Origin of the sequence: Baekduia alba (assembly GCF_028416635.1) — a bacterium.
Taxonomy (GTDB): domain Bacteria; phylum Actinomycetota; class Thermoleophilia; order Solirubrobacterales; family Solirubrobacteraceae; genus Baekduia; species Baekduia alba.
In genome coordinates, this window is the sequence record NZ_CP114013.1 from 111,382 (window position 1) to 123,023 (window position 11,642).

General features: G+C 73.3%; 10 protein-coding genes. 4 read left to right on the forward strand and 6 right to left on the reverse strand.

What is annotated here, in order from left to right:
* Positions 1-18: 18 nt before the first annotated feature.
* From DSM104299_RS00545 to DSM104299_RS00555, 3 genes are all read right to left on the reverse strand, one after another.
* Positions 19-747 carry a DUF3105 domain-containing protein gene (locus tag DSM104299_RS00545; protein ID WP_272475330.1) on the reverse strand — a complete coding sequence of 243 codons (729 nt, stop codon included), beginning with the start codon at positions 745-747 and terminating at the stop codon, positions 19-21.
* A gap of 69 nt (positions 748-816) precedes the next feature.
* On the reverse strand, positions 817-1,644 hold the full coding sequence (locus DSM104299_RS00550; protein ID WP_272475331.1) for an alpha/beta fold hydrolase: 828 nt from the start codon (positions 1,642-1,644) through the stop codon (positions 817-819).
* A 12-nt stretch (positions 1,645-1,656) separates the two neighbouring features.
* On the reverse strand, positions 1,657-3,645 hold the full coding sequence (locus DSM104299_RS00555; protein WP_272475332.1) for an FAD-dependent oxidoreductase: 1,989 nt from the start codon (positions 3,643-3,645) through the stop codon (positions 1,657-1,659).
* Positions 3,646-3,724: 79 nt separating this feature from the next.
* Between DSM104299_RS00555 and DSM104299_RS00560 the strand changes: the two genes are divergently transcribed.
* Together DSM104299_RS00560 and tkt are read left to right on the forward strand one after the other, a co-directional pair.
* Positions 3,725-4,609 (forward strand): SDR family oxidoreductase, encoded by an 885-nt coding sequence (locus DSM104299_RS00560; RefSeq protein ID WP_272475333.1) that lies wholly within the window; start codon positions 3,725-3,727, stop codon positions 4,607-4,609.
* A gap of 30 nt (positions 4,610-4,639) precedes the next feature.
* Entirely contained in the window at positions 4,640-6,679 is a 2,040-nt protein-coding gene (tkt, locus tag DSM104299_RS00565; RefSeq protein WP_272475334.1) for a transketolase, read from the forward strand.
* Positions 6,680-6,681: 2 nt separating this feature from the next.
* Here the strand turns inward: tkt and DSM104299_RS00570 are convergent, their stop codons facing one another.
* Positions 6,682-8,052: a transglycosylase SLT domain-containing protein gene (locus DSM104299_RS00570; protein ID WP_272475335.1), complete on the reverse strand. Its 1,371-nt coding sequence runs from the start codon at positions 8,050-8,052 to the stop codon at positions 6,682-6,684.
* Positions 8,053-8,082: 30 nt separating this feature from the next.
* Between DSM104299_RS00570 and DSM104299_RS00575 the strand changes: the two genes are divergently transcribed.
* Entirely contained in the window at positions 8,083-9,024 is a 942-nt protein-coding gene (locus DSM104299_RS00575) for a DNA-methyltransferase (RefSeq protein WP_272475336.1), read from the forward strand.
* A gap of 11 nt (positions 9,025-9,035) precedes the next feature.
* Here the strand turns inward: DSM104299_RS00575 and DSM104299_RS00580 are convergent, their stop codons facing one another.
* Both DSM104299_RS00580 and DSM104299_RS00585 read right to left on the reverse strand, forming a co-directional pair.
* On the reverse strand, positions 9,036-9,926 hold the full coding sequence (locus tag DSM104299_RS00580; RefSeq protein WP_272475337.1) for a class E sortase: 891 nt from the start codon (positions 9,924-9,926) through the stop codon (positions 9,036-9,038).
* 38 nt (positions 9,927-9,964) lie between these two features.
* A complete protein-coding gene (locus DSM104299_RS00585; RefSeq protein WP_272475338.1) occupies positions 9,965-10,321 on the reverse strand; it encodes a hypothetical protein in 357 nt (118 codons plus the stop codon).
* 142 nt (positions 10,322-10,463) lie between these two features.
* Here DSM104299_RS00585 and DSM104299_RS00590 point away from each other — a divergent pair, with 142 nt between their 5' ends.
* Positions 10,464-11,633 (forward strand): saccharopine dehydrogenase family protein, encoded by a 1,170-nt coding sequence (locus DSM104299_RS00590; RefSeq protein ID WP_272475339.1) that lies wholly within the window; start codon positions 10,464-10,466, stop codon positions 11,631-11,633.
* Positions 11,634-11,642: the final 9 nt, after the last annotated feature.

An 11,642-nucleotide genomic window follows, 5' to 3' on the forward strand; every position in this document is an offset into this window, starting at 1 on the left:
CTCCGGCCCGGAGACCGCCTACGGGATCAGCTCCGGGCCCTTGTCGACGAAGCGGTCGCGGAACGCGCGGATCGCGTCCCACGTCTTGTCGTTGACGGTCTCGCACCCGAGCAGCTGCGTCCACGCCGTCACCGCGACCTCGTAGGGCATGTTGGTGTTGTTCTCGAACAGCACCATGTGGTAGCCGCTCACGCCCTTGACCTTCTCGTTGAAGAGCGAGTACAGCTGGTTGCGCACGGCGGCCGGCGCCTTCGGCGAGTACTGCAGCTCGATGCGCCCGTGCTCGAGCGTGTGGACGAAGTTCTCCTTGTCGGGCGTGTTGCCCGGGGCGTAGACGCCGTCCTCGGCCGGCGTCGGCCGGTGGTTGCCCGACGTCGGCGGGTTCGTCTTGTACTTGTTGTTGACCGCGGTGTCGGACGGGAGGTGCGTCCGGCCCTCGCTCGGGTACTTCCTGTAGGTGCACCCGGCGGCCTTGACGGCCGCGTCGAAGTCGGTGGTCTTGCGGACCGGGAGCGCGACGGACTTGTAGGAGCCGCTCGCCGAGCCGCCCCCGTCGCCCTTGTCGTCGCCGCCTCCGCCGGCGGCCGACACGATCGCCGCGACGACGGCGGCGATCGCCACGAGGCCGATGACGGCTCCCGCGACGAGCTGCAGCCGGCGCCTGCTGGCGACCTTGCTGGCCTCCGCCTGCTCGCGTTCCTCGCGCTCGCGGCGGCGGCGCTCCTTCTCCTCCTGGCGGCTCGACACGCGCGAGAGAGTAGCGGTGCGTCCATGAACGGTGCGTAAAGCGGCTTGCCGCTCTGGCTGAGCGGACGGTCAGGCCGCCGCCGAGCGCGTCTTGCGCCGCGGCTTCCAGCACTCGGCGAGGAACGCCGCGATCTCGCTCGTCAACCGCTCGGGCGTCATCCGCAGCTCCAGGAACGAGTCGGCGCGCAGCAGCCGCGCGTTCGGCAGCTCGTTGACGAGCGCGTCGCTGTCGGAGAACGGGTGGACCGGGTCGCGGTCGTGGCCGATGACCAGCGCCGGCGCGGCGATCGTGCGGCGGATGTCGCGGTGCGGGGCGACGCGGCCGAAGAACAGGCCCTGCAGGACGGCGGCGGACGGGCCGGGCTGCTGGCGGACGGTGTCGAGCAGGACGTCGGCGCCCCAGATCCCGCCGGTCGGGACCTTGCGCGTGAACCAGGAGACGCCCTTCATCACCGGCTCGCCGAACGTCAGTGCGCACATCAGCGGCGTGAACGCGATCGCGCAGCCGAGCAGCGCGTTGTCGAGCACCGGCATCTCGACGACCATCCCGCGCACACGGTCCGGGTGGGCGGCGGCGGCCTCGAGCGTCGCGTTGGCGCCCAGCGACGTCCCGGCCACGACCGCCTCGTCGAGCCCGAGGTGGTCGAGCAGCGCGATGACCTGCTCGCCGAAGAACGGCATCGAGTAGGCGGTCATGTCGCGCGGGCGGTCCGAGCGGCCGTGGCCGAGCAGGTCCAGCGTGATGACCCGGTTGCCCTCACGGGCGAGCGCCCGCGCGAGCGGCCGGTGCATCTTCTGCGACAGCAGCAACCCGTGCAGCAGCACGGTCGTGCGCGGTCCTTCGCCGTAGACGGTGTAGGCCAGGCGACGGCCCTCGTGCGCGAAGAAGGACGGCATGGGCGGACGCTACTAGGAGGCGCCGATCGCCTCGGCGGTCCGGTGGGCCAGGGCCATCGTCGTCAGCATCGGATTGGTCCCGCTGGCGGTCGGGAACGCGGACGCGTCGCCGATCCAGACGCCGCCGACGTCGTGCAGCTCGCCGAACGGGCCGGCCACCGACGTCTTGCGGTCCTTGCCCATCCGCGCGCTGCCCATGTGGTGCAGCGAGAACGTCGCGTGCTCGAACGGCGACAGCGGCGCGGCCACGACCCGCGCCGCGTAGTCCTCGATCGCCTCGCCGCCGGACCGGACCCAGTGCAGGCGCTTGCGGTGCAGGGTCAGGACCTCCTGCGCGCCGGCGGCGTCGTGCATGAGCGCCATCGTCCGCAGGCCGTGGCGGAAGTTCGCGAGGTCCACGCCGTCGCTGAACGGATAGGTGTGGACCGGGTTGCCGGCGGCGTCGACGGTCACGCGCCCGTGCCCGCGGTCGCGGATCAGGAACACCATCGCGCTGGAGATCGGGCCGCGCGCCATGTCGGCCTTGTGCTGGCGCCCGCTCTCCCACGGCACCGACGTCCCGGTTACGCCCGGCGAGGCGTGCGACGTCTCGACGAGGTAGCCGTAGCCGTCCTGGAGGTCGGCGTACTCCATCGACAGCGCCGACTGCGGCGCACCCCACCACGCCTGCTGGGGCGCGTCGTAGATCCCGATCACCGCGGTCGCCGGGTGCAGGCGCAGGTAGTCGCCGGCGGCGGGGCCGCCGATGCCGGAGCGCAGCAGCAGCGCCGGCGTGTCCAGCGCGCCGGCGGCGACCACGACCGTCGGGGCGCGGACGACGACGCGCGCCGCGTTGCCCTCGGCGTCGAGGTAGGTGCCCTCGACGCCGGCGGCGCGGCCGTTCTCGACGAGCACCTGCTCGACCCGCGTGTCGACCACGAACCGCGCGCCCGCGTCGGCCGCGTCCTGCAGGTAGGTCTTCAGGGTCCCGAGCTTGGCGCCGGTCACGTCGCCGAAGCCCATGAGCCCGGCGAGGTCGGCGTCGTACTTGTCCGGGTCGGCGTTGCGCGTGATCGTGCGCCCGTCGATCCCGAGCTGGGCCGCCGCGTCAAGCACGCGCTGGTTGGGGCCGTTGGCGTCCGAGCACGCGTCGGTCACGCCGATCCGCGCGCTGACCGCGTCGAGGTGGCGGTCGTACTCGGGGCCGGCGAGGCCCTCGAGGCCGTGCACCTGCTCCCACTCCGCGCGCACCCAGTCGTAGGTGCGCAGGCAGTTGGTCCAGTTGACGGTCGTGCCGCCGCCGAGGTTGGCGCCGGTCATCAGCGCGATCTGGCCCTCGGCCGTCTGCGCCAGGCCGCCCGCGCGGTAGAGGTTCTGGTAGGCCCAGAGCTCGAGCTGGTTGAAGTCGGCCTCGTTGTAGTAGCCGCCGGCCTCGAGGACCACGACGTCCTTGCCGGCGCCCGCGAGCTGGCCCGCGATCACGCCGCCGCCCGCGCCCGAGCCGACCACGACGACGTCCGCGGTGAGCGTGAGGTCGGCGGTGGCGGGGCGCGTGATCGGGATCGTCTTGGGCGCCTCCTGCGCCGACGGCGGCTGCGCCCGCGGCCCCGGGTAGCCGATGGCCTCCCAGTTGGGGTTGCGGCCGGTGGCCGGGTCCGGGATCGCGTAGAACAACAGGAACGTCAGCGCGCGCAGGCCGCTGAGCCCGCCCAGCGCGGCCGGGTCGCTGTCCATGAACCCGTGCAGGATCGCCTCGCGGACCTCCTGCGGGGCCGCGTCGAAGCCCTGGGCGCTCAAGGCATCCAACAACTGCCGGAGCCCGTCGACCTGGTCCTCGGGGATCGCGCCCGACGACAGCTGCTGGGCGATCGCGGCGTCGACGCCGAGGTCGGAGCCCTTGCGCGCCCAGAACCCGGTCGGGTCGTCGTCGACCGCGACCTCCGGCGCGAAGGTGTCGACCAGCTGGCGCAGCGTCGCCTGCTGGAGCTCGGAGAGGACGACCTCGACCGGAGTGCTTGACACGGTGTCAGCCTACCTCGCGCGGTCAAGCCGGGCCTGGTACGGTGACGCCCCCGTCATTTTCTGTTGGAGGCTCTGTCCCATGGCCAAGCAGCACCGCATCCTCACCGGCCAGGTGGCCGCGATCACCGGCGCCGCACGCGGCATCGGCCGCGCCACGGCGCAGGCGTTCCTGCGCGAGGGGATGAAGGTGGCCATCGGCGACCTCGACTACGCGACCGCCCAGAAGACCGCTCAGGAGCTGGGCCACGGCACCGTCGCCTTCGAGCTCGACGTCACGCGGCGCGCGTCGGTCAAGGCGTTCCTGGACGGCGCCGAGGAGCAGCTGGGCCCGATCGACGTCCTGGTCAACAACGCCGGGATCATGCAGGTCGGCCACACGCTCTGGGACGAGGACGACGCGACGACCCAGCGCATGATCGACATCAACGTCAACGGCGTGATGCACGGCGTCAAGGAGATCGTCCCGCGCTTCCTGGCGCGCGGCCGCGGCCACGTCGTGAACATCGCGTCGACCGCCGGCAAGGGCGGCTTCCCGGGCGGCGGCACGTACTGCGGGACCAAGCACTTCGTCGTCGGCGTGTCCGAGGCCCTGCGCGCCGAGCTGCGCGACACCGGCGTCGAGGTCTCCTGCGTCATGCCGGTCGTCGTCAACACCGAGCTGGCCTCGGGCCTGACCGAGACGCGCGGCGTCAAGCAGGTCCAGCCCGAGGACGTGGCCAACGAGATCGTGGCGGCGCTGAAGGAGGCGCGCTTCGACGTCTTCGTCCCGCGCTCGGTCGCCGGCATCACCAAGGTGATGAACCTGCTCCCGCGCGCCGGCCGCGAGGGCCTCAGCCGCGCGCTGAAGGCCGATCAGGTGCTCGCGCAGATCGACACGAGCAAGCGCGCCGCCTACGAGCTCCGCGCGTCGCACTCCGATCCGGCGCTCGAAGGCGCGGACGAGGCCAAGCAGCTCACTCCGTAGGGCCGCGTTCGGGCGGGTAGGTTGTCCTATATGGAAGCCGCCACCTCCTCCACCTCGATCGACCAGCTGAGCGTCGACACGATCCGCACGCTGTCGATGGACGCCGTCCAGAAGGCGAACAGCGGCCATCCCGGCCTGCCGATGGGCATGGCTCCTGCCGCGTACGTCCTGTACGCGAAGGTCATGCGCCACAACCCGAAGGACCCGGACTGGCCGGACCGCGACCGCTTCGTCCTGTCCGCCGGCCACGGCTCGGCGCTGCTCTACAGCGTCCTGCACCTCAGCGGCTACGACCTGCCGCTCGACGAGCTCAAGCGGTTCCGCCAGTGGGGCTCGCTCACGCCGGGCCATCCGGAGCGCGACCGCGTCCACGTCACGCCGGGCGTCGAGGTCACCACGGGCCCGCTCGGCCAGGGCTTCGCCAACGGCGTCGGCATGGCCTTCGCCGAGGAGTTCCTGCGCCAGCGCTACGGCGCCGACGTCCAGGACCACTTCATCTACGCGATCGTCTCCGACGGCGACCTGATGGAGGGCGTCGCCTCCGAGGCGGCGTCGCTCGCCGGCCAGTACGGCCTCGGCAAGCTCATCTACCTGTACGACGACAACTCGATCTCGCTCGACGGCCCGACGTCGCTGAGCTTCGACTCCGAGGACGTCGGCAAGCGCTTCGAGGCCTACGGCTGGCACGTCCTGGAGGTCCACGACGCCAACGACGTCGTCGCGCTGCAGGCCGCCATCGAGGAGGGCCAGAAGCACACCGCCAAGCCCTCGCTCATCCGCGTCAAGTCGATCATCGGCTACCCGTCGCCCAACAAGCAGGGCACGAGCAAGGCGCACGGCTCGCCGTTGGGCGAGGACGAGGTCCGGGCCACCAAGGAGGCCATGGGCTGGGATCCCGACGCGCACTTCCTGGTGCCCGACGACGTCTACGCCGACTTCGCCAAGGCCGGCGAGCGCGGCGCCGCGCTGCAGGCCGAGTGGGACCAGCGGCTCGCGCAGCTCAAGCACGACAAGGCCGACCTCGGCAGGGAGTGGGACCTGGCGTGGGAGGGCGGCTCCTACGGCGGCCGGCCGCTGCCGGGCCTGAAGGACGCGCTGCGCTCCGTCGATTGGGCCCTCCCACCCGGCAAGGACAAGATCGCCACGCGCTCGGCCGGGCAGAAGGCGATGGCGGCGATGGCGCCGTTCGTCCCGACGCTCGTCGGCGGCGCTGCGGACCTGTCGGAGTCCACCAAGACGGAGTTCCCCGGCGGCGACGCCGAGCGCTTCACCCGCGAGCACGCGGGCCGCAACATCTTCTTCGGCGTCCGCGAGCACGGCATGGGCGGCGCCGTCAACGGCCTCGCGGCCCACGGCGGCATCCTGCGGCCCTACGGCTCGACGTTCCTCCAGTTCGCCGACTACATGCGCGGCTCGATCCGGTTGAGCGCGCTCACCGGCCTGCGCGTCGCGTGGATCTACACGCACGACTCGGTCGCGCTGGGCGAGGACGGCCCGACGCACCAGCCGGTCGAGCACCTCGCCGCGCTGCGCGCGATCCCGGGCCTCGCGGTCTTCCGGCCGGCCGACGCCAACGAGACGGCGGAGGCCTGGCGCGTGATCATCGAGGACCTCGAGGGGCCGGCCGTGATGGCGCTGTCGCGCCAGGACCTGCCGATCCTGGACATCGACTTCGACGGCGTCGGCCGCGGCGGCTACGTCGTCGCGCCGGCCACCGGCGACGAGCGCGTGGTGCTGGTCGGCACCGGCGCCGAGGTCCACACGGCGATCGAGGCCCAGAAGCTCCTCGCGGACCAGGGCATCGGCGCGCGCGTGGTGTCGCTGCCGGCGTGGGAGCTCTTCGCCGAGCAGGACGACGCCTACCGCGACGGGGTCCTGCCACCCACGCTCCCGAAGGTCTCGGTCGAGGCGGCCGTGACGATGGGCTGGGAGCGCTGGGTGGACCGCTCGGTCGGCATCGACCGCTTCGGCGCGTCGGCGCCGGGCCCCGAGGTGCTCGAGAAGCTCGGCATCACGGGTGAGAACGTCGCGCAGGTCGCCAAGGACCTGCTCAGCGCCGCCAACTCCTAGGACTACCGCGTCAACGCCGCGGCGCGCGGGCCGACCGTCACATGGATGACGGACGGCTCGCGCGTCCAGGCGATGGCGTCGAGCGCCGTGAGGCGGTCGAGCCAGAACTGGAGCGCCTGCGCCTGCGCGGGTGAGCGGTAGGCGCGCGAGAGGTCGAAGGCGTAGCCGGTCGTGTGCGCCGACGGCGGCGTCTCGGCGCCGAACGCGCCGCGCGTGTCGCGCTCCTCGCCGGCGACCGAGCGCGCCGCGCTGGTCACGACCAGCGGCGCGCTCTTGGACACCTCGCGCACGCCGAGCGCGAGGTAGCGCAGCAGTCGCAGCGCCTCGGGGCGCAGCGCCCGCTGCGCCGCGGGCCGCGCGGCCAGCGCCTGCGACGGCCGCAGCGCCGGCCCGGTGACGACCGCGAGCGCGTCGGTCTGCAGCGCGCCGTCGTCGGTGAAGGCCGGCGTCGCCCCCGAGGGCCGCAGGACGCGCTCGCCCGCCGGGCTGGCCTGCAGCGCGGCCTGCCGCACCACCTCGTCGGGGTCGTCGCGGTAGAGCTTCATGATGGTCTTGGCCGCGCCGATGCGCCACAGGTAGGTGGAGGAGTCGTCGCCGAGCCCGGCGAGGACGCCCCAGGCCTTGGCGTGGCGGACCGGGGTGGAGTCGAAGAAGAGCTGGGCGTAGGGGATGTCGGCGTTCCCATACGCCTTGAGCGCGCGCTGGAGGTTCCCGACGCCCATGTGGTAGCTCTCGACCGCGAGGTCGTCGCGCCGGCCGAGGTTGTCCTTGGCGAACTCCAGGTAGCGCGTCGTGGCCTCCAGCGCCTTGCGCGGGTCGAAGCGCTCGTCGACGCGGCGCCGCAAGGCCTTCAACTTCGCGATGTGGCTGAACGACTGCGACCGCGCGATCTGGGCGGTGATCCTCTGCGAGCGCGCGACGTCGACCTTCAGGCCCAGCAGGTCGGTCGCCGTCTGGGCGAGGATCTGGGTCAGGCCGACGGCGGACCGCAGGTCGTCGGAGGCCGCGACGTCGGGCCGGCCGGCGCTCTCCAGGAAGACGATCGCCTCGAGCGTGTCGGGGTCCTGGTGCGCGCGCCGGGCGACGTCCTCGACGAGCGGGCGCAGGTTCTGGACGCGCTGCGCGGTCGCCACCGCGCCGCCCGGGCTCTTGGCGTAGAGCACGTGGCTGAGGCCCGCCGCGGCGGCGGTCTCGAAGTCGGCCTGCCGGCCGGCGTCGTAGGCGAAGGGATCGCGCGTGGTGTCGGTCGCACCGGCGCCCGGCGCCAGCCGACGCGGCCCCTGCGACTCGCCGCCCCTGCCGAGCAGGACGAGCACGGCCCCCGCCACGACGACGACCGCCGCCGCCAGAAGCGCGAGGCGTCGTTGTCGCATCGTCCGATCACCGTGCCACATTCGCGGGCCGTGCGCGTCGTCCGTGATGTCGAACCCGTCCCCGCCCACCCGCTGGCCCTCGACGACGACCTCCTGATCGAGGGCGAGAACCTGTCGGCGCTGCCGCGGCTGCCCGACCGCGCGTTCGACGTGGTCTACATCGACCCGCCGTTCAACACCGGGCGCGCTCAGGTCCGCACGACGCTGCGCGCGGTCGCCGACCCCGAGGGCACGCGGACCGGGTTCGGCGGGCGGCGCTACCGGACCGAGGAGGTCGGCTCGATGGCCTACGCCGACGCCTTCGACGACCTCCCGGCCTACCTGGAGCCGCGGCTGCGCGAGGCGCGCCGGCTGCTCGCCGACCACGGCACGCTCTACGTGCACCTCGACCCGCGCGAGTCGCACTACGTCAAGGTGCTGCTCGACGGGATCTTCGGCCGCGAGTGCTTCCTCAACGAGCTGATCTGGGCCTACGACTACGGCGCGAAGCCGCGCCGGCGCTGGCCCGCCAAGCACGACGTGATCCTGGTCTACGTCAAGGACCCGGCGCGCTACTGGTTCGACGACGCCGAGGTCGACCGCGAGCCCTACATGTCGCCCGGCCTCGTCACGCCCGAGCAGCGTGAGCGCGGCAAGCGGCCGACCGACGTGTGGTGGCACACGATCGTCCCGACCAACGGCGCCGAGCGCACCGGCTACCCGACGCAGAAGCCGCTGGGCGTGGTGCGCCGGATCGTCGCGGCGTCGTCGCGGCCCGGCGGCTGGTGCCTGGACTTCTTCGCCGGCTCGGGCACCCTGGGCGCGGCGGCCGCGGAGCTGGGCCGGCGGTTCGTGCTGGTCGACGCGTCGCCGGACGCGATCGCCGTGTGTGAGCGTCGCCTGGGGAACGCCGGCCCAGGGGGCCGGGTTCCCGTAGCGGGTGTCGGCCCTGGGGGGCCGAACCCGCAGCCGAGCAGGGATCCGGCCTCGTAGTCGCGACGGCGCTACGCCGGCGTCGACGACACCAGCCGCGCGCTGACGACGATGCGCTTCGCGGCGCTGTACAGCGGGTGGCAGGCGGTCAGGACGAGGCGGTGCTGGCCGGCGTGCGAGACCAGCGACGACGCGTCGCCGGCCGTCGTGATGTGCCAGCCGATCACCCTGTAGGTGAACCGGCCGTAGGGCATGGTCATGACGATGCGCGAGCCAGCGTGGAGCTCGTTGACGCGCTTGAACGGCGCGCCGTAGGTCGTGCGGTGGCCGGCGAGGCCGACCGTGCCCGCCATGCCCGGCAGGACCGTGCCCTTGTAGTGGCCCGGTCCCTTCTTCAGGGCGTCGTGGTTGGTGTTCTCCACGAACACGCTCTTCAGCCCGATCTTCGGGATGCTGATCGAGCCCATCGCGGAGCCGGCGGGCCGGCCGGCGCCGTCGAGCGCGACCGCCTGGCGCTGCATCCGGTGGCGCGCGGTCTCCTGCGGCGCCTTGGGCGTCGAGGCGGCGAGCGTCTTGCGCAGGCCCTGGAGGTCGTCGCGCAGCGCGGCCTGGTCGCGCGACTGCTGCAGCGCGGTGATCGGCTCCTGCCAGACGATGGTCAGCAGGCCGTCGGTGATCAGGAGCAGGCCGGCGAGGAGGCCGAAGAGGAGCAGTCCGCGCTTGGCGCGGTGGCGCAGGGACGGCGGCGGGGCGGCGGGGGCAGCGGGAGCCGACGTGGCGGCGAGCTGACGCTCGACCGCGGCGAGGCGCGCGCGCAGGTCGGCCGCGTCGGCCGCGGCCATGCGCGCGACGTCGGCGAGCGTGCGCTCGGCGGTGCGCCGGCGCTCTTCGGCGAGGCGGAGCGCCTCGTTGAGGCGCTCGACCTCGGCGCGCAGGTCGGCGATCGACGCACCGCGCCGCACCCCGAGGGGTGTGACGCGGGCGTCGTCGCCAGGTGCCACTAGTTCTGGTTGCGGCGGCGGTCGCGCACGAGCAGGGTGGCGGTGCCACCGGCGATCGCGAGGCCGGCGATGATCAGCAGGAGCGGCTCGCCACCCGTGAAGGCGAGGCTGCTCGGCGCCGAGGCGGCAGGCTGGGCGGCGACGGCCGGAGCGACCCCGGTGCCCTCCTGCGTGCTGGGCTTGGTGGTCTGCGTCGTCGTGGTCGGCGACGTCGTCTCGGTCTGCGTCTGCGTCTGCGTGTAGCCACTGGTCGGGTCGGTGCCCGTGCCGGTGGTGGTCGTGCTCTGGGCCGACGCGATGCCAGCGGAGAACAACAGGCCCGCGACCATCAGAGCGAGGGCGAAGCGGTAGCGCACGATCGAAAATCCCTTGGTCGGATCGGAAGGACGACAGCGATCGTACCCGTTAATGCGCCGATGCACTGTCGGACTGGTCATCGGTCGCGTGCCGGGAATCTTGCGGGGTGGACGGTGCCATGCATGTGAGAAGGTCCTCAACATGCCCGATCCCGCACGGCCCTACGACGTCGCGCTGCTCGGCGCCACCGGCTTCACCGGCGCGCTGACCGCGGTCGAGATCGCGGCGCGGGCGCCCGCGGGGCTGCGCTGGGCGCTGGCCGGGCGGTCGCGCGACAAGCTCGAGGCGGTGCGCGCGCGCGTCGTCGCCGCGCACCCCGACGCGCCGGCGCCGGAGCTGGTCCTCGCCGACGTGGGCGACGACACGTCGCTCGCCGCGCTGGCGCGCTCCACGCGCGTGCTCACCTCCACCGTCGGCCCCTACGTCCTGCACGGCGAGCCGGTCGTGCGCGCGTGCGCGGCCGCCGGGACCGACTACCTGGACCTGACCGGTGAGCCCGAGTTCGTCGACCGGATGTACGTCGCGCACCACGCCGCGGCGGTCGCGTCCGGCGCGCGGCTGGTGCACGCGTGCGGCTTCGACTCGATCCCGCACGACCTCGGCGTGCAGTTCACGGTCGCGCAGCTGCCCGCGGGCGTGCCGCTGCGCGTGCGCGGCTATGTGCGCGCCGGCGGGCGCTTCAGCGGCGGGACGTTCGCCTCGGCGATGACGGGCTTCTCGCGGCCGCGGCAGAACATGGCGGCGGCGCGCGAGCGGCGCGCGCTCGAGGGCCGCAGCGACCGCGTCCGGATCGAGGAGCCCGGCAAGCCGCACCGCGCGCTCGACGCGTGGGCCGTCCCGCTGCCGACCGTCGACCCGCAGGTCGTGGGGCGCAGCGCGCGGGCCGACGAGCGCTACGGCCCGGACTTCTCCTACGGCCACTACGCCGCGGTCAAGCGCCTGCCGATCGCGGTCGGCGGCGTCGCCGGGATCCTGTCGATGGTCGCCGCCGCGCAGGTGCCGCCGCTGCGCCGCGCGCTGCTGTCGCGCGTCCCGCAGGGCGAGGGCCCGAGCGACGCGCAGATGGCCAAGGGCTGGTTCTCGGTCCGGTTCGTGGGGGAGACGGCCGATGGCGCGGAGCGCGTCGTGTGCGAGGTGCGCGGCGGCGATCCCGGCTACCGCGAGACGTCGAAGATGCTCGCCGACGCGACGCTGTGCCTGGCGCTCGACGACCTGCCCGCGACCGCGGGCCAGGTCACGACCGCGCAGGCGATGGGGCCGGCGCTGCGGACGCGGCTGGAGCGGTCCGGCATCTCGTTTCGCAAGGTGTAGGCGTCGGTC